The 23385-nt window shown below is 55.9% G+C and carries 23 protein-coding genes; 9 read left to right on the top strand and 14 right to left on the bottom strand.

The features are described from left to right. Positions 1–16: 16 nt before the first annotated feature. The gene (gene rlmD, locus MELB17_RS13675; protein WP_050774933.1) at positions 17–1363 is read right to left on the bottom strand and encodes a 23S rRNA (uracil(1939)-C(5))-methyltransferase RlmD; all 1347 of its coding nucleotides are present in this window, start codon (positions 1361–1363) and stop codon (positions 17–19) included. Positions 1364–1388: 25 nt separating this feature from the next. Next, positions 1389–2282, bottom strand: coding sequence for a cysteine synthase CysM (gene cysM / locus MELB17_RS13670; RefSeq protein ID WP_007350860.1), 894 nt, complete (start codon positions 2280–2282; stop codon positions 1389–1391). Positions 2283–2491: 209 nt separating this feature from the next. Between cysM and MELB17_RS13665 the strand changes: the two genes are divergently transcribed. Beyond that, positions 2492–5401: an ATP-binding protein gene (locus tag MELB17_RS13665; RefSeq protein ID WP_007350859.1), complete on the top strand. Its 2910-nt coding sequence runs from the start codon at positions 2492–2494 to the stop codon at positions 5399–5401. Positions 5402–5414: 13 nt separating this feature from the next. On the opposite strand, the gene pdxJ is transcribed toward MELB17_RS13665, so the two are convergent. From pdxJ to lepB, 6 genes are read right to left on the bottom strand one after another with little or no spacing between them, the layout of a single operon-like run. Beyond that, positions 5415–6149 carry a pyridoxine 5'-phosphate synthase gene (gene pdxJ / locus MELB17_RS13660; RefSeq protein WP_007350858.1) on the bottom strand — a complete coding sequence of 245 codons (735 nt, stop codon included), beginning with the start codon at positions 6147–6149 and terminating at the stop codon, positions 5415–5417. Further along, positions 6146–6865, bottom strand: a complete 720-nt coding sequence (gene recO / locus MELB17_RS13655; RefSeq protein ID WP_007350857.1) for a DNA repair protein RecO — start codon at positions 6863–6865, stop codon at positions 6146–6148. Before recO ends, pdxJ begins: the two co-directional genes overlap by 4 nt. A gap of 30 nt (positions 6866–6895) precedes the next feature. Then, positions 6896–7813, bottom strand: coding sequence for a GTPase Era (gene era / locus MELB17_RS13650; RefSeq protein WP_007350856.1), 918 nt, complete (start codon positions 7811–7813; stop codon positions 6896–6898). After that, positions 7813–8502: a ribonuclease III gene (gene rnc, locus MELB17_RS13645; RefSeq protein ID WP_007350855.1), complete on the bottom strand. Its 690-nt coding sequence runs from the start codon at positions 8500–8502 to the stop codon at positions 7813–7815. Before rnc ends, era begins: the two co-directional genes overlap by 1 nt. Then, a complete protein-coding gene (locus tag MELB17_RS13640) occupies positions 8499–8885 on the bottom strand; it encodes a DUF4845 domain-containing protein (protein WP_007350854.1) in 387 nt (128 codons plus the stop codon). The genes rnc and MELB17_RS13640 overlap by 4 nt, the downstream gene beginning before the upstream one ends. Before the next feature lie 26 nt (positions 8886–8911). Next, positions 8912–9691 carry a signal peptidase I gene (lepB, locus tag MELB17_RS13635; protein ID WP_007350853.1) on the bottom strand — a complete coding sequence of 260 codons (780 nt, stop codon included), beginning with the start codon at positions 9689–9691 and terminating at the stop codon, positions 8912–8914. Here lepB and MELB17_RS26500 point away from each other — a divergent pair. Next, the gene (locus MELB17_RS26500) at positions 9680–9763 is read left to right on the top strand and encodes a pentapeptide repeat-containing protein (protein WP_157133310.1); all 84 of its coding nucleotides are present in this window, start codon (positions 9680–9682) and stop codon (positions 9761–9763) included. The genes lepB and MELB17_RS26500 overlap by 12 nt on opposite strands. Here the strand turns inward: MELB17_RS26500 and lepA are convergent. The 6 genes from lepA to rpoE form a co-directional block, all read right to left on the bottom strand. Further along, on the bottom strand, positions 9760–11562 hold the full coding sequence (gene lepA, locus MELB17_RS13630; RefSeq protein ID WP_007350852.1) for a translation elongation factor 4: 1803 nt from the start codon (positions 11560–11562) through the stop codon (positions 9760–9762). The genes MELB17_RS26500 and lepA overlap by 4 nt on opposite strands. Positions 11563–11693: 131 nt before the next feature. Beyond that, a complete protein-coding gene (locus MELB17_RS13625) occupies positions 11694–13166 on the bottom strand; it encodes a DegQ family serine endoprotease (protein ID WP_007350851.1) in 1473 nt (490 codons plus the stop codon). A 113-nt stretch (positions 13167–13279) separates the two neighbouring features. After that, positions 13280–13729, bottom strand: a complete 450-nt coding sequence (locus MELB17_RS13620; RefSeq protein WP_007350850.1) for a SoxR reducing system RseC family protein — start codon at positions 13727–13729, stop codon at positions 13280–13282. Continuing rightward, positions 13726–14766 (bottom strand): MucB/RseB C-terminal domain-containing protein, encoded by a 1041-nt coding sequence (locus MELB17_RS13615; RefSeq protein WP_036184796.1) that lies wholly within the window; start codon positions 14764–14766, stop codon positions 13726–13728. The genes MELB17_RS13620 and MELB17_RS13615 overlap by 4 nt, the downstream gene beginning before the upstream one ends. Before the next feature lie 30 nt (positions 14767–14796). Then, on the bottom strand, positions 14797–15366 hold the full coding sequence (locus MELB17_RS13610) for a sigma-E factor negative regulatory protein (protein WP_007350848.1): 570 nt from the start codon (positions 15364–15366) through the stop codon (positions 14797–14799). An 11-nt stretch (positions 15367–15377) separates the two neighbouring features. Continuing rightward, positions 15378–16064 carry an RNA polymerase sigma factor RpoE gene (gene rpoE / locus MELB17_RS13605; RefSeq protein WP_007350847.1) on the bottom strand — a complete coding sequence of 229 codons (687 nt, stop codon included), beginning with the start codon at positions 16062–16064 and terminating at the stop codon, positions 15378–15380. A gap of 141 nt (positions 16065–16205) precedes the next feature. Here rpoE and nadB point away from each other — a divergent pair, with 141 nt between their 5' ends. The 7 genes from nadB (at position 16206) to MELB17_RS13570 (ending at position 23366) form a co-directional block, all read left to right on the top strand. After that, positions 16206–17810 carry an L-aspartate oxidase gene (gene nadB / locus MELB17_RS13600; protein WP_198136491.1) on the top strand — a complete coding sequence of 535 codons (1605 nt, stop codon included), beginning with the start codon at positions 16206–16208 and terminating at the stop codon, positions 17808–17810. 55 nt (positions 17811–17865) lie between these two features. Then, positions 17866–18138 (top strand): succinate dehydrogenase assembly factor 2, encoded by a 273-nt coding sequence (locus MELB17_RS13595; RefSeq protein WP_007350845.1) that lies wholly within the window; start codon positions 17866–17868, stop codon positions 18136–18138. Next, positions 18122–18580, top strand: a complete 459-nt coding sequence (locus tag MELB17_RS13590) for a hypothetical protein (protein WP_036184793.1) — start codon at positions 18122–18124, stop codon at positions 18578–18580. The genes MELB17_RS13595 and MELB17_RS13590 overlap by 17 nt, the downstream gene beginning before the upstream one ends. Before the next feature lie 31 nt (positions 18581–18611). Continuing rightward, positions 18612–19661 (top strand): YgfZ/GcvT domain-containing protein, encoded by a 1050-nt coding sequence (locus tag MELB17_RS13585; RefSeq protein ID WP_007350843.1) that lies wholly within the window; start codon positions 18612–18614, stop codon positions 19659–19661. A 121-nt stretch (positions 19662–19782) separates the two neighbouring features. Next, positions 19783–20610 (top strand): HDOD domain-containing protein, encoded by an 828-nt coding sequence (locus MELB17_RS13580; RefSeq protein ID WP_007350842.1) that lies wholly within the window; start codon positions 19783–19785, stop codon positions 20608–20610. Between the two features lie 288 nt (positions 20611–20898). Continuing rightward, on the top strand, positions 20899–22761 hold the full coding sequence (locus MELB17_RS13575; RefSeq protein ID WP_007350841.1) for a phospholipase effector Tle1 domain-containing protein: 1863 nt from the start codon (positions 20899–20901) through the stop codon (positions 22759–22761). Further along, on the top strand, positions 22758–23366 hold the full coding sequence (locus MELB17_RS13570; RefSeq protein ID WP_007350840.1) for a DUF2931 family protein: 609 nt from the start codon (positions 22758–22760) through the stop codon (positions 23364–23366). The genes MELB17_RS13575 and MELB17_RS13570 overlap by 4 nt, the downstream gene beginning before the upstream one ends. Positions 23367–23385 lie beyond the last annotated feature (19 nt).

The raw sequence follows: 23385 nt of genomic DNA, 5'->3' as shown, positions 1-23385 counted from the left end.
TTAGCCAGAATCGCGTTTAACCAGAATCACGCTCAAAAAGCGCGATGGATTCCACGTGAGTAGTATGCGGGAACATATCCATGACACCCGCTTGCACCAGGCGGTAGCCATTACGCACCATAACACCCGCATCCCGCGCCAAAGTGGCCGGGTTGCAAGACACATACACAATGCGGCTGGCGTTAAAGGCGGTTAAGTACTGGCAAATGTCTTCGGCGCCAGAGCGCGGCGGGTCAATCAGGATTTTGTCGAAACCCTCTTTGGCCCAGCTCTGGCCGGTAAAATCGCCGTGCAAGTCGGCGCCAAAAAAGGTGACATTATCCAGGCCGTTTAGCGCGGCGTTCTCGCGGCCGCGCTCAACCATGGCGTCGTCGCCTTCAACACCGACCACCTGGCCACCACGGCGGGCCAGCGGCAGGGTAAAATTGCCCAAGCCGCAAAAAAGATCCAAGACTCGCTCGCCGGGCTGCACGTCCAGCCAGTCGATGGCGCGCTTAACCATTACCTGGTTAATGCTGGCATTCACCTGGGTGAAGTCGGTTGGGTGAAACGCCAGGGTCAAATCAAATTCCGGCAAGCTGTAACTCAAACGTTCATCCTGGTGACCTGCAGATTTCGGCCAGATACGGTGAACCGTGTCCGGGCCTTTAGGTTGCAAATAGATGTGCAGATCGTGGTTTTGACCAAACACAATCAGCTTGCTGCGGTCGCCGGCGCTCAAGTCTTCCATATTACGGAACACCATCACTGCTACATCATCACCGCAGGCAACCTCTACCTGGGGAATGCGGTCAAAAGCATCCATACCGTGCAGCAATTCGCGCAGCGGCATAATGCGTTCGCCAATACGTGGGTCCAGCACCAGGCAGCGGTCAATATCCGTCAAAAAATTACTGCTCTTTTCGCGGAAGCCAACCAGCACTGATTCACGTGCTGTTACAAAACGCACACCCAGCCGCGCTTTGCGGCGGTAACCCAAGGTGTCAGCACGCAGCGGTTTAACCCACTGTTCGGGCTCGATACCACCAAAATGGGTAAAGTGCTCTTTCAGAGTGTTTTCCTTGAACGCAATCTGCGCCTCTACACTCATGTGCTGCAGGCTGCAGCCACCGCACACGGCGGCAAAGTCGCAGGGCGGAGTCTGGCGGTCGGGAGCCGCACTGAGTACCTCAAGGGTACGCAATTCGTCAAATTTGCTGCGGCTGCCAACCATCTTGGCCATCACTGTTTCGCCTGGCAGCGCGCCGCTGACAAATTGCACTTTACCCTCGCTACGGGCAATACCACGGCCATCATGGCCGAGCTTTTCGACCTCGCAGCGGACAGGTTCCTGGGGCAACACTTTTCTGCGTCTTCTACTCATCAATTCTTCTCTTTTTTAATCAGACTCAGGCGCCAGGAAATACGCCGGTAGACAGGTAGCGGTCACCACGGTCACAGATAATGCCCACGATAACGGCGTTTTCAAGCGTTTGGGAAAGTCGCAGCGCCGCGGCGATGGAACCGCCAGACGATACACCGCAAAAAATACCTTCTTTTTCGGCCAGCGCGCGCATCGTGGTTTCGGCCTCGACCTGACCAATATCCATTACCTGATCAACCGCCTTGGCATCAAAAATTTTAGGCATATAGGCTTCTGGCCAGCGCCGAATGCCCGGTATGGCCGCGCCCTCGCTCGGTTGCAGGCCAACAATGCGGACGTCGGGGTTGCGCTCTTTCAAATAGCGGGACACGCCCATAACCGTGCCCGTGGTGCCCATAGAGGCCACGAAATGGGTTACCCGGCCATTGGTCTGCTGCCAGATTTCAGGGCCGGTGGTGCGGTAGTGCGCCAGTGGGTTGTCAGCATTGGCGAACTGGTCCAGAACCTTGCCTTTGCCTTCGGCCTGCATGCGTTCGGCCAGATCGCGGGCGCCTTCCATACCGTCTTCCTTGCTCACCGCAATAATTTCGGCGCCATAAGCGCGCATGGACGCGCGCCTCTCTTCGCTCATATTGGAGGGCATAATCAACACCATGCGGTAACCCTTTATCGCCGCCGCCATAGCCAGGGCAATACCGGTATTACCGCTGGTGGCTTCGATCAGGGTATCGCCGGGCTTGATGTCGCCGCGGATTTCGGCTTGTTGGATCATGCTAATCGCGGGCCGATCTTTGACCGAACCGGCCGGATTATTACCTTCCAGTTTGGCAAGGATGACATTACTGGTATCGCCTGGCAGGCGCTGCAGGCGAACCAGCGGGGTTTTACCAACATAATCTTCAATGGTTGGAAAATACATAATGAGTCCCTGTGGTATACTTTTGGGGTTAAATCATACGCTTTATAGCAACTCCAGCCCAATACCGCTTATTGCTATCGCAAGAGCCTGGCGCTATAGCACGAATTAGGTTAACTGCTGCCGGCAACAACACCCGTCGGGCGCAAACACCGAACCAACAGACTGATGCCCGTAGTACGCGGGCAAAATGCCATTTTCAGGAATTGTTTATGGGGCGCTGGGGTTTTACCAACCGGGGTATTCGTCACTGGGGCATTCGCAACAAGGTACTGATGGCCACACTGGTGCCCACGCTGGCTACCACTTTACTGCTGGGCCTGTTTTTCAGTTCAAGTTGGGTTAACCAGATTGAAAGCCTGCTGCGGGACCGTGGCGAAGCCTTGTCGCGGCAACTGGCGGCGGGCTCAGAATACGGCCTGTTTACGGCCAACCGGCACTTGTTATACAGCCTTTCCAGTGCCTTGCTGCAAGAGCAGGATGTGCGCTCCATCAGCTTTTTCGATAGCGGCGGCGAGCGTCTTCTGCACACCGGCCCAGACACCCACAAACGCGATATAGCCGAGCGGCTGCAGGATCAGGTCGCGCAGCAGCTGCCGCGCCAGCAGAGCACATTTTTCATTACGCCGGTGACCCTGCAGGGCCTGATGATCGAGAATCTGCTCAATGGCGAGGCTGAGGTGCCCAGTGTCCAGCAAACTCTGGGCTGGGTAGCAGTGGAAATGTCCCATATCCGCACCGAAAAAGAAACCTACAAAGCGCTGCTGATTTCCCTGCTGTTAGTCCTTTCCGGTGTGGTGTTCAGCATGCTGGTGTCGCTGCGCCTGAGCCGGGCTTTCACCAGTCCCGTTTATAAACTTAATAAAGCCGTTGCCGAGCTTAAAGAAGGCAAATTGGAAACCCGGGTTTGTACTCAAGCGGGACCCGAATTTGAACAGCTTGAGTCTGGCCTGAACGCCATGGCGGCTGCCTTGAGCAAGGCCCAAGCAGACATGCAGCAAAACGTGGACCAAGCCACCGAAGACCTGCGGGAAACGCTGGAAACTATTGAAATCCAGAATATTGAGCTGGATTTTGCGCGTAAGGAAGCGCTGGAAGCGAGCCGCATAAAATCGGAATTTCTGGCCAATATGTCCCATGAAATCCGTACTCCGCTCAACGGTATTATCGGATTCACCGAACTGCTGTTAAAAGGCTCTCTGGCCCGCCAGCAAAGAGATCACCTGAACACCATTCGCAAGTCATCGGAAATCCTGCTGACCATCATCAACGACATTCTCGACTTTTCCAAAATCGAAGCCGGCAAGCTAACGTTTGACCGAGTACCGTTCCAGCTGCGGGATATTGTGGAAGAAGTCATGGTGATGCTCGCGCCGGCAGCGCACGACAAAAACCTGGACCTGGTAACCCTGGTTTACAACGATGTGCCCAACAACCTGATGGGCGACCCATTAAGGCTGAAACAGATTATTACCAATTTGCTCAACAACGCCATCAAGTTTACCCACACCGGCGAAGTCGTCCTGCGTGCCAGCCTGGAAGAAGAGGACGCCAGTAATGGCTCCGTTACCCTGCGTGTCAGCGTAGCGGATACAGGTATGGGACTGTCACGCGCACAACAGCGATCATTGTTTGATGCATTTAGCCAGGCCGACGCATCAACCGCACGGCAATATGGTGGTACCGGGCTCGGGCTGGCTATATCCAAACGCCTGGCAGAGGAAATGGGCGGCAAGATCGGCTTGGAAAGCGAGCTGGGGAAGGGCTCTACATTCTGGTTCACCCTGACCAGCACACGGGCCAGCCAACACGATAGCGACAGCCCCCGTAACGGCCTACGCGGTGAACGCATGATTTACCTGGAGCAACAAAAAACCACCGGCCTGGCGATGGAGCACCTGTTGCGGGACTGGGGCGTTGCCGTAGAGCGGGTTAGCTCTCCGGGCGCCATGCAGGAGCGCATCGAACAGGCGCAGCGAGAGCAGACCGGCTTTGCCGTCGCGCTGATTGGTATTAATCGCCATCTGCTCAATTCCAGCCAATATCGCAGTCTGGTGCACAGTATTGAGGTTGACCGCGATTGTCGCACCCTGTTGCTGACGCCAACCCTGGAAAGCCACGACACACCCCTGGTGGCCAAGGTTAGCAGCCACCTGACCAAACCCGTTCTGCGCGGGGAGCTCTACAATGAACTGGTGTTACTGGTGCACGGCATCAACGCTAACGACCATACGGCCGATCGCGGTTACGGTCTGGCAACACCACCGCCGGAACCCTTCAGAGAAAGCCTCAACCCTTGGGTTCTGGCGGTAGACGACAACGAAGCCAATCTTAAACTGGTACTGACCCTGCTACAGGATGCGGGCGTAAACACGGTAGGCGCCGCCAGCGGCTTTGAAGCGCTGACAAAGGTCCGCTCCCGTCAATTCGATCTGGTATTCATGGACCTGCAGATGCCAGGTATGGACGGCGTGGCTACCACCCAAAGGCTAAGGCAACTGGAAACCGCCGGCTGCCAGCGTGCCGCCATTATTGCACTGACCGCGCACGCCATGAGTGACGAACGAGGCCGGTTAGCACGGCAGGGATTCGACGGCTATATGACCAAGCCGGTCAGCAGCCGCCAACTGCTGGACGCCGTAGAGCAGCACACAGGATTGGTATGTTGCGACGGCGCAGGTGACGGCGGTCGAGCTAACGAAGTGCGCGGCAGCCGCAGAGCACTGCGACCGTCGAGTCGAAAAATGACCAGGGAATGCATCAGTATTGAGGAAAGCCTGCGCCTGGCAGCCGGCAAAGCAGACCTGGCCGAAGAGTTGTTCAGCATGCTGCTGGAACAGATAACACCCACCGTTGAAACCATTGAACATCATTGGCGCGGTGGCAACAGACTGGAACTGCTGGAGTGCGTGCACAAGCTGCACGGTGGCGCCCGCTACTGCGGCGTACCGGAAGTTCGAGCCGCTGCCAATCAACTGGAGACCGCGTTAAAAACGGCTGACAGCGATATTGATACCCTGACCGATCAGCTGTTGAAAGCAATGAAGCGGCTATTGAACTGGGGCGACAACACCCATTGGCAGTTACTCTTCAGACAACACGGCAGCCCTACGCACTCTTAAAGCCGACGCACTCCTAACGCCGGCAAGCGTTATCAATCAGTGTTTTCATATCCCGCACTGCTTCTTTCAGACCGGTGAAGACCGCCCGGGCGATAATAGCATGGCCGATATTCAACTCGTTAATCCCGGCAATCGCTGCCACCCGCTCGGTGTTGTGATAATTCAGACCATGGCCTGCGTTAACCACCAAACCCTTCTTGCGAGCGTAGGAGACCGCTTCCACCAATACTTTGAAAGCCGCATCCGCAGCCGCGCCACTGGCCTCGGCGTACTCGCCGGTGTGCAATTCAATCACCGGCGCGCCACAGCGCACGGCGGCATCAATCTGAATTTTGTTCGGGTCGATGAACAGGGATACTTCCGCACCTATGGCCGCCAGGCGTTCGCAGGCTTTGGCGATGCGGGCTTCCTGGCCCTCAACGTCCAAACCGCCCTCGGTGGTCAGTTCTTCGCGCTTTTCAGGCACCAGGCACACGCAGGCCGGGCGGATTTGTTCAGCAAAATCCAGCATGGCGTCGGTAACCGCCATTTCAAGGTTCATTTTGGTCTGCAAGGTATCGCGTAACAGCAGCACGTCACGGTCTTGAATGTGACGGCGATCTTCCCGCGGGTGAATGGTTATGCCGTCGGCGCCGGCTTCTTCCGCCAGCAATGCAGCCTGTACCGGATCGGGATAACGTGTGCCGCGGGCCTGACGCAAAGTGGCCACGTGATCAATATTCACACCAAGCAATACTCTGGAGTTCATTTTACTGCCCCTGACTGGATAAAAAGTTGGCGGCTGTGCAACGGTCGCCCCTGTAACAAATAGTCTACAAGCGCACGCATCACCCGCTTGGCGCTGCGGCGCGCTTCAATTTCACTGTAATCATTGGCGGCTAGCGCAAGCAGCGCATCGCCACGAAGTTTTTTCACCCGCACATCAGCACCCGGGCGCTCAACAATGCCCTGCTGCGGATGGTATCCGTAAAACCAGCCCGATTGCACCGGTGCACAGCTATCGGTAGCCAGGTCCCAGGCAAAATCATACCCCAGGGCCAGCGCCAGACTGCGCTCGAAACGCCGCAGCACGGGTTCCAGCTCAGCAGCAGCGGCCAACTCGGCCATGGCATCAAGATAGGCAGCAAATAACAACGGATAGGGGTCAGCTGCGGGCAGAATGCGCTGCAGCAATTCATTCAGATAAAAACCGCTGAACAGCGCTTGCGATTGCGCCAGAACCGGCGCATGGCGAACGTCTACCTGGGTCAGGGTTTTCAGGCCCCCGCGGCCAACCCAATCCAGCAATAGCGGTTGGAAAGATTGCAACTGGGCTTTGAGCGGGCTTTTGCTGGTGCTGGCGCCGCGAGCAATCAAGTCAACACGGCCATAGTTCAGGGTGAACACATCTACCTGCAAGCTGGTTTCACGCCAGGGCCGGCGGTGGATCACATAGCCCGGCTCCTGAATCACCTTACCGCTCATGGCAGAAGCACCTTAGCCCTCATGGCAGGCTCAGAAGTCGTTCATGCCCAGGCTTTTCAAAGCCCGTTCACTGTCGGCCCAGCCGCGTTTGACCTTCACCCAAAGCCGCAGCATAACTTTGTTGTCGAACATGCGTTCCATATCGATCCGGGCATCCTGGCCAATGCTGCGCAGGCGGTCGCCCTTATCTCCAATAATGATTTTCTTCTGGCCTTCACGCTCCACCAGTATCACGGCCGCCACGTGCAAGGTTTTACCATCATGCTTGAACTCTTCAATTTCCACCGCCACCGAATATGGCAACTCTGCACCCAGCTGGCGGGTGATTTTTTCACGCACCATTTCCGAGGCCATAAAGCGCTCACTGCGGTCGGTAATCTGGTCGTCCGGGTAAAAGTGCACGCTCTGCGGTAGGAAGCGGCCGACACATTCTTCAAGCGGTACCAGATTCGTCTCGCGCAGCGCCGAGACGGGAATCATCTCGGCGAAATCGCGCTTGCGCGACAGCATGTCCAGATGCGGCAGCAGGGTTTCCCGCTTTTCAATCTTGTCGACCTTGTTGATCGCCAGAATCACCGGGCATTTCAAACTAGAAAGTTTCTCCAGCACCAGTTCATCGGCGGTGGTCCAGGCCAGCTGGTCAAGCACAAATACCACCACGTCGACACCTTTCAAGGCCGAGGTAGCAGCCTTGTTCATGTATCGGTTTATCGCCCGTGGTTCTTCTTCATGCATACCCGGTGTGTCGACATACACAGCCTGCACCGGGCCAATGGTTTTTATACCCAAAACCTGGTGACGGGTGGTTTGCGGCTTGCGCGAGGTAATACTGAGCTTCTGGCCCAGTATGTGATTCATCAGGGTAGACTTGCCCACGTTGGGGCGCCCTACGATGGCCACAAAGCCACAACGGCTGTCAGGGTCTTGCGGGCGGGTTGTATCCGTCATCAATCGTTCTCCACACCCAGTTCTTTTAGGGCATTACGGGCGGCTTGCTGTTCGGCTATGCGGCGACTGTTGCCGCTGCCTGTGGTTTTGCGCCCCAATGAGGACAGCGCGCAGGATATGTGAAATGTCTGATTGTGGGCTTCACCGTCAACCGACAGAACGTCATAAATCGGCAGCGGAAACTGGCGCGACTGAAGATATTCCTGCAGGCGGGTTTTCGGGTCTTTTTGGGTATCCTGTAAGTCAAGATTCTGCAGGCGTAAATCAAACCAACGCAATATCTGAGCCTGACAGGTAACAAAATCACTGTCCAGATAGATAGCGCCGATGACGGACTCTACCGCATCCGCCAGTATGGATTCACGGCGAAAGCCGCCACTTTTGAGCTCACCTGAGCCCAAGCGCAGATAGGAGCCTAGATCAAACTCCCGCCCAATTTCCGCCAGAGTTACGCCCTTGACCATGCGCGCCCGCAAGCGGCTTAGCTGCCCTTCACGGGCTTTGGGAAAACGCCTAAACAAATGCTCGGCAATCACCATGTTTACAATGGAGTCTCCCAGAAACTCAAGGCGTTCATTGTTCTGATTGCCAAAACTGCGGTGGGTCAGAGCCAGCAGCAAACGTTCCTGGGATTTGAACTGATAACCGATACGGCGCTGCAAAGGCTCAAGGTCGGGCTGTACGCTCATTGGCCACTCATATCGTAAGCGTGCTTGAAGTACATCACGGCATCTATATTACTAATTACCGGCGAGCGCACTTCATAGTCCACCACAATCAGTATCCGGTCACCGTCTTTGTCAACGGTAATACTCTCGGAGCTAAGATTGCGAACATTATTCACACTCAGGCGCTTATTAATGAGTGAACGCACTTCAGCCGGCCCCATTTCTGACAATCCTTTGGTATCGTTCAGGCTTTCGAGTGCCTCCTGAATGGTGTAATCATCCATGTACGCTGGCCCAAGTTTCAGCAACAGAGTCAGCAGGCTGCCAAAAAACAGAACCATGACCAGCATGACCAACCCGGATGCGCCGCGCTGCCTGTTTATATCTGATCCATTGTTGTTCATCCCCTGCATCCTCATTAGGTTTTCCATTATTCTATGCCACCCACCCGACGAAACGATGGCAAGCTGGCCAGCGACTCCCAGTGCATCCAGATAGCAAAGGCCTTGCCGACAACAAGGTCGTCTGGAACCGTGCCCCAGTAGCGGCTGTCATTACTGTTGTCACGGTTGTCACCCATTACAAAATAGTAGCCTTCGGGCACTTGCCATTCGCCTTCACCGCCGGTGCCCAGGCGGCCCTTGGTCAGAAAAATATCATGCTCCACCCCACCTAGCTGTTCGCGCCTGTATTCATTGGGCGGCAGACGCGCCACAAATCGCGAGTCCACTTTTTCACCGTTTATGAACAGAGTTTTATCGCGGTAGCGAATCTGGTCACCAGGCAACCCAACCACTCGCTTTATGTAGTTGGTTTTGCGGTCTTCAGGGTAGCGGAATACCATCACATCACCGCGGCCTGGATCGTCGATGCTGACCACTTTTGAGCCCAGAACCGGCAGCCGAAGGCCATAAGCAAACTTGTTCACCAGAATGAAATCGCCCACCTCCAGGGTAGGCAACATAGAGCCGGAGGGGATCTGGAAAGGCTCTATCAGAAACGAACGCAGAACCAACACAATGGCCAATACCGGGAAAAACGAACGGCTCAGCTCGACCAGATAAGGCTCGTTTACGGCTGAGTCTTTCTCTGGGGCCACGGCACTCGCTTTTGCGACGCGGCGCGGGCGTAAAAACAGCTTGTCGGCAAGCCAGACCAAACCCGTTGCAAAGGTCAGGATGACCAAAATTAGCGGAAAATCGATATCCATTCGGATGCCTACTTATCAGATGCCTGTTTATCAGGCGCCTGTTTATCAGGCGCCCATTTTTCGATTTTCTAGTTGTCGATTTTCAATACCGCTAGAAATGCATCTTGCGGCACTTCCACGTTACCCACCTGCTTCATGCGTTTTTTACCATCTTTCTGCTTTTGCAGCAGTTTCTTTTTGCGACTGACATCGCCGCCGTAACATTTGGCTGTCACGTTCTTACGCAAGGCTTTCACCGTTACTCGTGACACTACCTGGTTGCCAATAGCCGCCTGAATGGCAATATCAAACATTTGCCGTGGAATCAGCTCTTTCATTTTTTCCACCAGTTGACGGCCCTTGTGATTCGCCAGTTCACGGTGAACAATCAAGGCCAGAGCATCCACTCGCTCACCGTTGATCAGCACGTCCAGACGCACGAGATTAGCGGCCTGAAACCGAATAAAGTGATAATCCAGTGAAGCAAAGCCTCGGCTGACGGATTTTAGCCGGTCGAAAAAGTCGAGAACCACTTCGGCCATGGGCAGCTCGTAGGCGAGCTGCACCTGCCTGGTAGTGAAGTGCATACTTTTTTGTACGCCGCGTTTTTGCTCGCACAGGGCAATCACATTGCCCAAATGCTCTTGCGGCACCAAAATGTTGGCTTGCACAATGGGCTCACGCATTTCCTCAATTGAGCCAATATCCGGCAACTTTGAGGGACTGTCTACCGATAATGTCTCACCTTGTTTAGTGAGCACTTCATAAATAACCGTGGGCGCGGTGGTGACCAGGTCAATATCGTACTCACGCTCCAGCCGCTCCTGAATAATTTCCATGTGCAGCATACCCAGGAAACCACAGCGGAAACCAAAGCCCAAAGCGTCGGAGCTTTCCGGCTCGAAAAACAAGGACGCGTCATTCAGCGTCAATTTATCCAGAGCATCACGGAAATCGTTGTAATCGTCGGAGCTGACCGGAAATAGACCGGCGTATACCTGCGGCTGAATTTTTTTAAAGCCCGGCAGCCTGGGGGTTTCGTCGGCAAATTTGTGATGCACGATGGTATCGCCCACCGGCGCACCGTGAATGGCTTTGATACCGGCAATCACAAAACCGACATCACCCGCTTCCAAAATGTTGGTGTCGTAAGGCTTTGGATTAAAGATACCCACTTTGTCCGCATTCCAAGCCTTACCCGTCGACTTGATAACAATTTTTTCGCCCTTTCTCAGCACGCCCTGGGTCACCCGCACCAGCGACACGACGCCCAGGTAATTATCAAACCAGGAGTCGATAATCAGTGCCTGCAGCGGTGCCGAACGATCACCTGTTGGCGGTGGAATTTTCTGGATCAGATCTTCCAGCACATCTTCCACACCCATGCCACTCTTTGCCGAGCAGCGCACGGCGCTGCTGGCATCTATACCAATGATGTCTTCGATCTCGGCGGCTACCCGCTCCGGTTCTGCCTGCGGCAAGTCCATCTTGTTCAGCACCGGCACCACTTCCAGACCCTGTTCAATGGCGGTATAGCAGTTGGCCACCGACTGAGCTTCAACGCCCTGCCCGGCATCCACCACCAGCAGCGCGCCTTCGCAAGCGTAGAGTGAGCGTGACACTTCGTAGGAAAAGTCCACGTGCCCCGGCGTATCAATAAAGTTGAGTTTGTAAACCTGGCCGTCACGAGCGGTGTAATTCAGGGTCACGCACTGCGCTTTGATAGTAATACCGCGTTCACGCTCAATATCCATGGAGTCAAGCACCTGCTCCGCCATTTCACGGGAGGTCAGGCCACCACAGATCTGGATAAACCGGTCTGCGAGTGTGGATTTGCCATGGTCAATATGGGCGATAATAGAGAAGTTACGGATTCGGCTCAGTTCAGTCACAGACAATGAATACTCGTATAAGACACAGGATTGAGCCCGGGAAGGGCCGCTGCCGGATACGGCAACGGCGAGATTTTACAGTTTACCGGCCGCCATTGCCATTGCTGTCGGCGGCCGGGTTTGAAGAGATGTTAAGGTTTCATGACCAGATAAAGCGCACGACCCTGGCGCACTACGCGCACTGGCACGGCGCGATCGTCGGCCAGATTGCCGGCAATGTTGCGGAAGTCCGCCACCGACGTCACTGCTTTGCGATCGATTTCTGTGATCACGTCATTGGGGCGTATGCCTGCGTCGAAAGCAGGGCCGCCCTGAACATCAACCACAAATACGCCGGCACTGACGCCCTGGGCGTCGGTCATGTTCGCCGGCAGCGGCTCAACGCTCAGGCCGAACAGCGACGAAGCACTGTCGCCGGGGGTTGCGGGGCTCTGCGCCTGGGCGCCACGCTCATCCGGCAGCTGACCAATTTTCACATCAATAGACATTTCATTTCCGCCACGCAGCACCGTCAAACGCGCTGACTCACCAATCGGCGTGCGCCCCACCATCGGCGGCAATTCAGATGACAGCTGCAATTCTTCGCCGTCATAAGCCAGTACAATATCACCAGACTGCAAGCCAGCAGCTTCTGCCGGTGAACCACCGAGCACTTCGGCAACCAGCGCGCCGCGCGGACGCTTTAAGCCAAAACTCTCGGCCAGGTCAAGGTTCACTTCTTGAATAAGCACGCCCAGCCAACCGCGGGACACGCTGCCATTGTCGCGGATCTGGCGGAATACGCTCATGGCGTCATCGATCGGAATGGCGAAAGACACCCCCATAAAGCCGCCGGAACGGGTATAAATCTGGGAGTTAATGCCAATCACATCGCCGTCCATGTTGAACAACGGCCCGCCGGAATTACCGGGATTAATAGCGACATCGGTCTGGATAAAAGGCACGTAGTTTTCGCTCGGTAGGGAGCGGCCAAGAGCGCTGACAATGCCGGCGGTAACGGTATAGTCAAACCCGAAGGGTGAACCGATGGCAAAAACCCACTCGCCCACTTTCAAATCTTTCGATTTCCCTACCTGAACCACAGGCAGGTCGTCACCATTTTCAATTTTCAACACGGCCATATCCGAGCGCGGATCCGTGCCAATCAGGCGAGCGGGCAGCTCACGGCGGTCGTTCAAACGTACAATAATTTCGTCAGCGCCCTCTACTACGTGGTTGTTGGTTAGCACGTAGCCATCGCGGGACACAATAAAACCGGAGCCCATAGACTGGGTTGGCTGGGCGCGACCACCGTGGGGGTTACCGGAGCCGGGGCCACGGAAAAAATCCTGGAAGAATTCTGGCATCTGCTCAAGCTGTCGCTCATCAAACGGCAGATTCTGGAAACGACTTGTATTTTCCGGCGCTGCCGAGGTGGTGCTGATATTCACCACCGCACCGGCATTGTCTTCGACCAATTCGGTAAAGTCAGGCAGGCCGCGGGCTTGGGTGGCTTGGCTCCATACCAGCAGTATCATCAGACTAGTGGCCAGCAGCGCCGCCCACATCGAAGTCACAAGGTTGGTGGACTGTCTGGCAGCCACAACCGGAGGTGTTTTTGGCATCGAGCAACTCCCGTAATAAGTTCTGAGCTGACCTAAACAGCCAGCGAACAGGGTTAACAAGTTAATGTGTGAGGGCAAAGCCCGCTATTTCAATATACGGACGCTGGAAGAAATTATAACGCTTGGGCACGGACGTGCTTATTAACCTTCATTAAGTGTGGCTGATAATCGCCAGGCATGCGGCGCTGCCATAGCCTTGCTACGAAAAAGCCCGCACCTAGGCCAAGGCCAGCGGCCAGGATAGCTACGCCGTCGCTGCCCGGCACCAGCTGGCTTGCGGCCATGCTCGCAGCGACCATTAACAGCAGCGGTAACGCATACACCAATAGCGACGCCTGCAATAACGCCTGTTCCGCAATGCCCAGAGTTACATCATCGCCCACGCCCGCGTGCAGAGTGTTCAGAACTTGCACCTGATTGGCCCGACCACCGCTGGCAGCCGCCAGCACACGCTGACCACAGCCACTGCGGGCGGAGCAACTCTGACACGCGCTCTGGCGAATGGTTTGCACCCAGACGGTGCTGCCAGACACCGCGACCACCCGACCGCTTTCGGTGATCATCGGCTCGCGCCCTGATGTTCTATTAGGCTTGCCGTGGCGCTGTCAACCGCAGCGCTGTCAAAACGCACCGACTCTGCCACTTTACGGGCGGTAATCGGAGGCACTTCGCCGACCACCGAAATCAACACCTGGCGACCGTCTGACTGCACCGGCCGCAAATACACCGTGGTAGCACCAATGCGCGATGCACCAGTCGGCATATCCAGGCTGGCAACGTCTTCTACAAACACCGAAAAAGCCGCCAAACCATCACTGAACGCAATCACCTGGCGTTTATCCGATCGCGGCGTAGCCGCAGGCTCAAAACCCGCAGGCAGCCAATCCAGCGACCAACCTTGCAGACGGGTCACCAGCTCGGTGACCGAATTTGAAGGTTCAAGGCTCATGGTAGTGGTCTTATTCTTGTCTGCCGTTGCTATCTGAAGCTCGCTATCGGCAATATCATCGGTAATATCAAGGCTGGTGAACTGAAAATGTTCCAGGATCTGGTCGTCGGCGTTACGGGTTTGGCTTTTCACCAGCAGGCCGGTGTCTTTTTCTAGCCACAAACGATAGCTGTAGCGGTAAGGGTCATTAGCGTTCAAGGCAATTTTTACAACGGCGTAGCCTGCTACGCGGCCCTCTCCCAGCATTTGCGCCTGGTACCAGCGCGTCGCAGGCAATAGCTGATCACTAAACGAATCAGCCAGCGGCCCAGAGGGAATAATAGCATCTAGTGTAATGGTGTCCTGGGCTGGCAACACGCAAACAACCTCCATGCCACGACGCACAATTTCGCCGCTGCCGCCGTCCTGAATAACCAGTCTTTCCTCCACCATACTGCCGTTGTAGCGGTGGGCCACTTGCATGGATTGCACCTGCTGGCCGCGGCCATACACAAACACACCCCGGTAGGAGGTCATGTTCATGGCCGGGCCCAGGCGCTGCAACCACTCGACCGCTTCTGCGCTATTAGCCGTTTGGGGCTGCGCCTCGGTCGCCCGTGTCGCCGCCGGCATCCACAAAACCATAACCGCAAGGGCCAGGAAAAAACGCAACCATACTGTGCCTGCCTGCCCGTTCACGGTTTAATAACCCCCTGCATCAACGCTGACCAGACGCGCATAGCCCACTGAGCCCCGACCGGCACCCACGCTGTTATGCTGGGCGTGTTCCAACAGATAACGGTGAATCTGCTGCCGCTGCCTGTCATCCAGGCTCTGCAGCGATACTTCGCTGACCGAAGTAGCCGTTGCAGCCGCGTTTGGTTCCGCTGAGGTCTGAGCAGCAATCAGCTCCGGATCAGCGGCACTTTGCCAGCCCGAACCCGCGCCAAAACCCACCACCAGCGCCATCGCAATCATGGCCACCGCGGGCCAGTGCCAGCGCTGACGGCCGGTTGTCTTTACCGCACGGTGTTCTGACGCTGGCACCCCGCCGTCAAGGCGCTGCCAAACACCGGCACTAACATCGGCGGCCGGCGAGACCGAGTCGGCCGCGACGCCTGTGCCATGCATCAGGTCGTGAATCTGCTGCCAGCGTTGCCACTGGCCGCGCACTTCATCCTGGTCGGAAAAAGACAGCAAACGCCGTACAGCGAGTTCGTCTGCTTCGTCGTCCATCATGGCCGACAGGGTTTCTCTGAGACGATCATCCATGGGATGCAACCTCAATTGCTTGCAGAATAGTTGAGCAAGGGGCCAAGATGGCGATCTACCGCATCCCGGGCCCGAAAAATACGGGAACGCACCGTGCCAATCGGGCATTCCAGTATGCGGGCAATGTCTTCGTAACTCAGGCCATCATATTCTCGTAACAAAAACGCCGAACGCAATTCTTCCGGCAGTGCGTCTATGGCTTTGTTCAAGGCCTGCTGTAGCTGGTCGCGCTGCAGCAGCTTCTCAGGTGACGCAATATCCCGCAGGCGTTGGCCATCGACGTAGTTTTCCGCGTCCGCCGAATCCGCACTGCTCTGAGGGCGCCGGCTGCGCGCTTCCAGATAATTTTTGGCTGTATTAACCGCTATGCGGTAAAGCCAAGTGTAAAATGCGCTGTCACCGCGAAAACGGTCAATAGCGCGAAAGGCTTTAACGAAAGTTTCTTGGGTAAGATCCATCACTTCGTGGCTATCGAATACATAGCGACTGATGATAGACGCCACTCGCGACTGGTATTTCAACACCAGCAAATCAAAGGCAGCACGGTCGCCATTGCGTACCTTGCGCACCAACTGCAAGTCAGTCTGGCTGTCGCCCTGGTCGGGGGCTGTCTGATCGATACTGGACGTCATGGACGGTTTGCCGGCACTCGCTGGTTCGGTGGCCTGAGTTCCGGCCTGCTTGAGAATGGAATGCATCATGCTGCTGCCTGGCGTCCGTTAATGGAGTCTTCGGGAAAAACGACCGCTTAAAAGCGACTTCCCGGTTCTGGCAAATGGACAGCGAGCACAAAGTTTAGTTCAATACACCTCCACATTATGGCCTGTGATACCAACCCAATGCCACAATCCTTCGAGTTCGATGTACTGGTGATCGGCAGTGGCGCTGCCGGTTTGACGGTGGCTCTGAATCTGCCACCCCATTTGCAAGTCTGCGTCCTCAGCAAGGCGGCCATCAGCAGTGGCGCCACGCTTTGGGCCCAAGGCGGAATTGCGGCGGTTCTTGACGGGGAAGACTCCGTTGAAAACCACATTCAGGACACCCTGGACGCCGGAGCGGGCCTCTGCCACAAAGACGCGGTACGCTTTACCGTAGAGCACAGCAAAGCCAGCGTTGACTGGCTGGTTGATTCCGGCGTGGACTTCACCCGCGATAACAACGCCGCTTTCCACCTGACGCGCGAAGGCGGCCACAGCCATCGCCGCATTATCCACGCTGCAGATGCCACCGGGCAGGCGGTATCTACCACTCTGGTGGCCCAGGCCGAAGCACGGGCCAATATCACGCTGATGTCCGGCCGGGTGGCGGTAGACCTGATCACCAATCGCAAACTGTCGCTGCCAGGCAATCGTTGCGTGGGCGCCTACGTGCTAAAACTGGATGACAATCACGTTGAACTGGTCCGTGCCCGCTTTACGGTAATCGCCACCGGCGGGGCCTCTAAAGCCTACCGCTACACCACCAACCCAGACGGTGCTTCTGGTGACGGCATTGCTATGGCATGGCGTGCGGGCTGCCGCGTCGCCAATATGGAATTCAACCAGTTTCACCCGACCTGCCTTTACCACCCCCACGCCAAATCGTTTTTAATCAGCGAAGCTCTGCGCGGCGAAGGTGGGCATTTGAAGTTACCGGACGGCAGCCGCTTTATGGACCGTTTCGACAGTCGTGCGGAACTGGCACCCAGAGACATTGTTGCCCGCGCGATCGATCACGAGATGAAACGCCTGGGCGCAGACCACTTGTATCTGGACATCAGCCACAAGCCGGCAGATTTTATAAAACATCACTTCCCGACCATTTACGAAACCTGCCTGACCTATGGCATTGATATTACCTGCGAGCCAATTCCAGTGGTGCCAGCGGCCCATTACACCTGTGGTGGCATCATTAGCGACCAACGCGCCAGAACCGATATCAACCAGCTTTACGTGGTCGGCGAAGCCGCTTTTACCGGCCTGCATGGTGCCAACCGCATGGCCAGCAACTCTCTGCTGGAATGCCTGGTGTATGGCCGCGCTGCCGCGGAAGACATTACCCGCCGGGAGGCCGACATACCGGCCGTGCCAGATGTTCCGGAGTGGGATGAAAGCCAGGTTCGCGATTCTGATGAAGACGTAGTGATTTCTCACAACTGGGACGAACTACGCCACTTTATGTGGGACTATGTCGGCATAGTTCGCACCACGAAGCGCTTGCAGCGGGCCAAGCACCGGGTCGATTTGCTGTCTCGGGAAATCGGTGATTTTTACAGCAATTATCGAGTATCCAACGATTTGCTAGAATTGCGCAATCTGGTTACCGTGGCAGACCTTATTATCTGTTCCGCGCTGCAAAGGCACGAAAGCCGTGGCCTTCACTACACCCTGGATTATCCGGGGCTGCAGGCAGAAGCCCGTGACACCCTATTGGTACCCACCACGTACCGTACCTCTGAACCCTGACTCTCCATAGGGATGACACCAAGTAGCACCAAACCCAAAACTGACAGGATGCGATATGTCTGAAACCCAAATCACTTCAAACTCTCCCGAGTTCAAGCGCTTATGGTGGCACAGCCGCCGCGGCATGCTGGAACTGGATAATCTCCTGGTGCCGTTTCTGGAGCAGGCCTACTGTGATTTGAACCCAAATGACCAAGCCTGCTATGAAAAACTGCTGACGTGTGAAGACAGCGACATGTTCGAGTGGTTTATGCAACGCAACAAGTCTGACGACCCGGACCTGCAGCGCATCGTTGAGGTTATTCTGAAACGTGTCCAGCCGGATTAATATCAGACTGTGTCCAGCCGGGCTAGTGGGTGCTATCGCCGCCCTACCCTGGTTGGTGCTAGCGGGTTTTGTGAGTTTGCTGTCCACTGACGGCCATGTGTGGTTGTTGGCGATGATTCCTCTGGCCGCCGTTGGTGCGTTTCATGCCGTTCGCAGCCACGGCTTGCTGCTAGGGCAACATTGCGTGGTCGGATTGCGCCTTCATGACGGCCAACTCTGGGCCTTACACCACGACAGCGCGGCGGTCGCCGTCAATCCGGGCCCTGGCAGCCGCATCGGCGCCCGCTTCAGTGTTCTGCAATTACGCCAAGCCCACAGCAACCGCTATTACACAACGGTATTGCTGCTCAGCGGCAGCCGTGGCAACCTGCCCTCAGACGATGCGCGCCGTTTGCGCCTGTGGCTGAGGCTCGGGCAAAAACCTATGCCCGCCACCGTTTGACCCCATTTGCATTTGTTTTGCGGAGTTTGTAATGAGTGATACCACCACCTACCCATCAGTTGACAGCCCAATTGCACCCTCCATTGCAAATGGGATAGCAGAGCAACCACTGCCAGAAAACAACTGGGCAGAGCTGAGTGACCGGCTGATGCTGACGGTCAGTGGAGCTGGCACCGATAAATTTTTGCAAGGCCAGTTCAGCCAGAACATGAGCGAAGTCACCGCGGGTAAGTCCCTGCATGCAGCTGCCAGTAATCGCAAAGGCCGGGCCTACGCCCTGGTGCGTATGGTGCGCCACGATGACGATATTCTGATGGACTTTAGCCGCGAGCTGGCGGATGCCACTGAGGCCGAGCTGCGCAAATATTTGATGCTGTTTCGCGGCACCACCATGGCCCGCCTGGAAGACAGCAAAATCATCGGCATCTTTGGCAGTGAACTGGCGCAGGCGGTTGCTGGTGAACAGGCTGCGCTAGTCACCGATCTGCGGCAACCCGGAGACACTCTGGCCACTGGGCACGGCCATCTGATTTTGCTCGAGCCTTCCATCGAAGGCCCGGCGCGCTATGAGCTCTGGTCACCAGATGGCGCCTTGCCAGATGTACTGGACGCCCACAATCAAAGCAGTCAATGCAGCCTGGCTACTTGGCAAGCCGGACAAATTGCCGCCGGGGTGCCATGGCTGACCAGCGCAACCGCCGGTGCCTACGTGCCACAGATGCTGAACTGGCAACATTTGGGAGGCGTCCACTTCAAGAAAGGCTGTTACACCGGCCAGGAAATTATTGCGCGCATGCACTTTCTCGGGCAGCTGAAAAAGAGCCTTTACCGGCTGGCCGTTACCGCCGATGCAGAACCGGCCGTTGGCGACGCTATCAGCAATGGCGAACGCAACGTGGGCGAAGTGGTCAATACCTTGCAGACCGGGCCGCAGCAGTATCATTTACTGGCGGTCATTCGCCATAACGCCGCAAACGGCCCGCTCACACTGGCCGATAGCGGCGGTGCCAGCCTGCAACTGTGCCCGCTGACGTATGCCGTGCCGGAACGTGAACAACCGCAAAAGGCGGCAGATACATAATGTGACAGGCAAGCGTCGCCGAATTTGCTATAAACTAGCCGACGGTGCAAATACCCATCAGGCCACAGGCCCGCGCTTCATCGCTTAACCGCTTAATTGCTCAACCGGATCTGATCACCCTATGTCGAACATCGCTGACACCATCAAAAACGACCTGATTACCGCCATCAACCGCGACAAGCTGGTGCTGCCCACACTGCCCGAAGCTGCGCTTAAAGTTCGTGATATCGCACAGTCTGAAGACTCGGCAATCATAGATCTGGTCAAGGTGATCAGCAACGATACAGCGTTGTCTGCGCGTCTTATTCGTGTTTGTAACAGCCCGTTGTTCCGCGGTAATCGCCCGATCGAGAACCTGAATATGGCGGTTAACCGTCTGGGCATGACTTACACCAGCAGCCTGGCCATGGGTCTGGCCATGGAGCAGATGTTTCAGGCCACCTCGGATATGATCGACAAACGCATGCGCGCGACCTGGCAGGCCAGCATAGAGGTCGCTGGCATTTGTCACGTTCTGGCCCAGAATTACACGCGTCTTAAGCCCGAACAGGCCACCTTGGCGGGCATGGTGCACTTGATTGGTAAGCTGCCGATACTGCGCTATATCGAAGACAATGACATTAAATTCAGCGGCATTGTGCTGGATGAAATCATTGCTGAACTGCACCCGCAGATTGGCGCCATTATCCTCAAGCGCTGGGATTTCCCCGCCGACCTGCAGGATGTTCCGTTATTTTATAACCAGTTCGACCGCAGCCCTGCCAAGGCCGATTACAGCGATCTGGTGATGATAGCGAATCTGCAGAGAGTTGCCGGAACCGATCACCCCTGGGCTCAGATGGACTGGAGCACCATTAGCGCGTTCGAACGGCTTGGGCTAGATACTGCAGGAAGTGACGATGAAAACCTGGACGCCCAGATGGCGGCCGCCATGGCGATGCTGCAGTAGTGAGTGTTTATTCGGAAACATGCATTTTCAGCCAGTTCAACTCACTTTTGGAAGTAGGACTGAGCTGAGTACATTCAAAAAATCGGAGGCGGCGAAATAACGATCCGTTTGGCCGTTACGTTATCGATTCGTCCAACTTAAGGTTATAGGGGTGCATTTTGTGGCCGGAGAGAATTTCTTTTCGGGCTGATGATGGTGTCTCAACAAAAAAATGTATAGGCTTCTGTTGTCTTAAGACACGCCGGTTTTCGGAGTAAAACCGGTGATCACCCAAGGAAGGAATACCTCATGAGCAACCTCATGGTCGCCTGCGTTGGCGACAGCCACGTTTGCCCCCTGCACGGCCACGGCAGCAGTCCCATTATTGCAAATGGCGCGACCGCCAATGTGGATGGCGTACCCATCGCCCGAGTAGGCGATACCTGCGGTTGCGGTGCCGTGATCGTTCAGGGCTACCCGCTGGCCCTACTGGACGGTCGCCCTATGGCCCACATGGGCAGCCCTACCTCCCACGGTGGCCAGATCATCACCGGCAAACCCCGTGTCCTATTAGGCGTAGCCACCTTCACGGCACCGGTGGTGGATTTCGCCAAGGCTGGCGCCTTGAACAGCCAGGGCCAACTGACTCCGGAAGCTGAACAAGCGCTGAACAAAGACCCTTTCGGTTTTGTTGAATGGGCCAAAGCCAAAGGCGCACTGGTAGACGAAGGCCTGGAAGGCGCGACCCCGGAAGAAATCGAAGCTTCGAAGCACTATTCAGAAGGCCGGTCTGACCTGCGCCCCAAAGTGACCGTTGAAGCCGGCGTGTTCTTCGACGGCACCGGCAACAGCATCGGTAACACCGGTGCCTTTGAACGAAAAGTAGATGAATGCCTGACCGCTCAGGCAGCAGGAGCCATCAGTGAGGAAACCTGCAGCGCTGAAATCTCGCAACTGATGGAGGGGAGTTATCTTAATGCTGAGACCAATGTGGCAAAGCTGCGTGATCTCTATCAACCCTTTTCCACCGACACGGTCACCGTAGAGAATCACCGTATTCCCGTATACGTCTCGGGCGTTGGCACCAAATCCGGTAAAGAGGACGATGCCTGGGCCATGGGCACCGGTATGGGGGAGCGAGGGGTTCTAGCCAAGATTATCTTGGGCTGCCAGAACCTAGCCGACGAAATATATAAGGGTGCAGGTACTCGGATAGACAACCTTGTTTTGGATATTTTCGGCTTTAGCCGGGGCGCGGCCACCGCCCGGCATTTTGTGAACGAAGTGCAGGATGGCGTTGGTGGTGCGTTGGGCCAAGCATTTCAAGAGCAGGGCATTGCCTGGCCAAAAAACGTCACCATTCGTTTCTTGGGACTGTTTGATACCGTCGCAGCAGTTGTAGACGTGCGGAGTGGCGACTTTTCAGCTCACAATGCCAACAATGGTGACGTACGAGTGAACATCGCCGCCGACGCAGTCCAAAGAGCAGTACACCTGACCGCTCGAGACGAATGGCGCTACAACTTTTCCCTTAACAGCCTGCGAGGGCCGGATGGCCGCCTGCCGGGTCATTTTGACGAGTGGGTGCTGCCCGGCGCCCACTCCGACATTGGCGGTGGCTACCCCGAAAATTTCCACGAACACATCCAGATAGTCCAGCCCCGTAAGTTCCTCGGCCGCCACCCCAGAGAAAGCTATGAGTACGCAACAGTACTGATGGAGCGCAGGCAGTTGATTGATCAAGGTTGGCTGGGGCCAAATAACCCTGAAGCCACGTTAACGGTTGAAGAAGCTTACCGGCGGAGGCTAAAAGAAGGCGAAGTCGAATTGCAGTTCCAACTCTGGCTGGACCGGCGAGTACAGGCCGACTATTCCCGTGTAGCCCTGCGGCAAATGTATCGGCTGGCGAAAGATGCAGGTGTGCCACTGAATACCGTGAAACCAACAGATATCGGTTTTTCATTATCTGACGAACTCCAACCCATCGCCACCCAGATCACTCGTCACATCAACGAAGGTCGGCCACTGCAATTGATGCCCAAAGAAGAAGCCCTGCTTCGCCAACGCTACATTCATCACTCGGCCCATTATCAGACCGCCGGGCCACTTTTTCCATTCAAACCCGCACCCGGTGGCATGCGGAACATCCATCCAAACAGGGGACTCAAATGATGAAAAGGTTCGTGATGTTTGCAACGATACTCTTTATGAGTGCGTTGTCGGGCGGCTGCTCCATGGCGGGGACACCTGAATGGGATCGCCCTGTAACGTACGGTGTTCGAGTGGCTGTCCCACGCCATTATGATGTCTTCGTCAAGACATTACAGTTCGAAGCGACAGGTGAGCGAGCCTGGTGGTGGCCGGTTGGCATCACTAGCTGTTGCTGGAAAAGCCGGGGAACGGGGGGGGGAGAACTGGAGCCCATGCCCGATTACATCCACGTAACATGGCATTCCCTCGCCGAACAGCAATCCTATACCCGGCTGATCCACATCTCTGACCCGGATGCCTTGCGCGAGCGCATGGAACAACCCGCGCCCGTGCATAAGTGGGGCAAACTACATAACTTGCCTCGATATGACTTGGTTCTGGGGCTCGCCCCCGGGGGCACGGTCGTCATGTGGATTATGAATTGGGGTGAGACCGCCATCGAAGTGGGACGTTATAAGGCGGTGCCTTTTGACGATGATGACAGATACGAGGGTGCCCTGGAGTCTTATATGGAGCGTGAGGGTGATTACCTGAAAGAACACGGCCTTCAACTTGACCGATGGTAAAGATGGTTTTCTACCGGTG

Origin of the sequence: Marinobacter sp. ELB17 (genome assembly GCF_000169375.1) — a bacterium.
In the GTDB taxonomy this organism is placed as follows: domain Bacteria; phylum Pseudomonadota; class Gammaproteobacteria; order Pseudomonadales; family Oleiphilaceae; genus Marinobacter.
This window is presented reverse-complemented; position numbering and strand designations above follow the sequence as displayed.

Coding starts and splice junctions, on each gene's coding strand:
- MELB17_RS13580 (WP_007350842.1), top strand. CDS start 19,783: ATGTCGAACATCGCTGACACCATCAAAAACGACCTGATTACCGCCATC.
- pdxJ (WP_007350858.1), bottom strand. CDS start 6,149: ATGAACTCCAGAGTATTGCTTGGTGTGAATATTGATCACGTGGCCACT.
- era (WP_007350856.1), bottom strand. CDS start 7,813: ATGACGGATACAACCCGCCCGCAAGACCCTGACAGCCGTTGTGGCTTT.
- cysM (WP_007350860.1), bottom strand. CDS start 2,282: ATGTATTTTCCAACCATTGAAGATTATGTTGGTAAAACCCCGCTGGTT.
- recO (WP_007350857.1), bottom strand. CDS start 6,865: ATGAGCGGTAAGGTGATTCAGGAGCCGGGCTATGTGATCCACCGCCGG.
- lepB (WP_007350853.1), bottom strand. CDS start 9,691: ATGGATATCGATTTTCCGCTAATTTTGGTCATCCTGACCTTTGCAACG.
- rpoE (WP_007350847.1), bottom strand. CDS start 16,064: ATGCATTCCATTCTCAAGCAGGCCGGAACTCAGGCCACCGAACCAGCG.
- nadB (WP_198136491.1), top strand. CDS start 16,206: ATGCCACAATCCTTCGAGTTCGATGTACTGGTGATCGGCAGTGGCGCT.
- rlmD (WP_050774933.1), bottom strand. CDS start 1,363: ATGAGTAGAAGACGCAGAAAAGTGTTGCCCCAGGAACCTGTCCGCTGC.
- MELB17_RS13620 (WP_007350850.1), bottom strand. CDS start 13,729: ATGATCACCGAAAGCGGTCGGGTGGTCGCGGTGTCTGGCAGCACCGTC.
- MELB17_RS13610 (WP_007350848.1), bottom strand. CDS start 15,366: ATGGATGATCGTCTCAGAGAAACCCTGTCGGCCATGATGGACGACGAA.
- MELB17_RS13575 (WP_007350841.1), top strand. CDS start 20,899: ATGAGCAACCTCATGGTCGCCTGCGTTGGCGACAGCCACGTTTGCCCC.
- MELB17_RS13570 (WP_007350840.1), top strand. CDS start 22,758: ATGATGAAAAGGTTCGTGATGTTTGCAACGATACTCTTTATGAGTGCG.
- MELB17_RS13595 (WP_007350845.1), top strand. CDS start 17,866: ATGTCTGAAACCCAAATCACTTCAAACTCTCCCGAGTTCAAGCGCTTA.
- MELB17_RS13665 (WP_007350859.1), top strand. CDS start 2,492: ATGGGGCGCTGGGGTTTTACCAACCGGGGTATTCGTCACTGGGGCATT.
- MELB17_RS13625 (WP_007350851.1), bottom strand. CDS start 13,166: ATGCCAAAAACACCTCCGGTTGTGGCTGCCAGACAGTCCACCAACCTT.
- rnc (WP_007350855.1), bottom strand. CDS start 8,502: ATGAGCGTACAGCCCGACCTTGAGCCTTTGCAGCGCCGTATCGGTTAT.
- MELB17_RS13640 (WP_007350854.1), bottom strand. CDS start 8,885: ATGAACAACAATGGATCAGATATAAACAGGCAGCGCGGCGCATCCGGG.
- MELB17_RS13585 (WP_007350843.1), top strand. CDS start 18,612: ATGAGTGATACCACCACCTACCCATCAGTTGACAGCCCAATTGCACCC.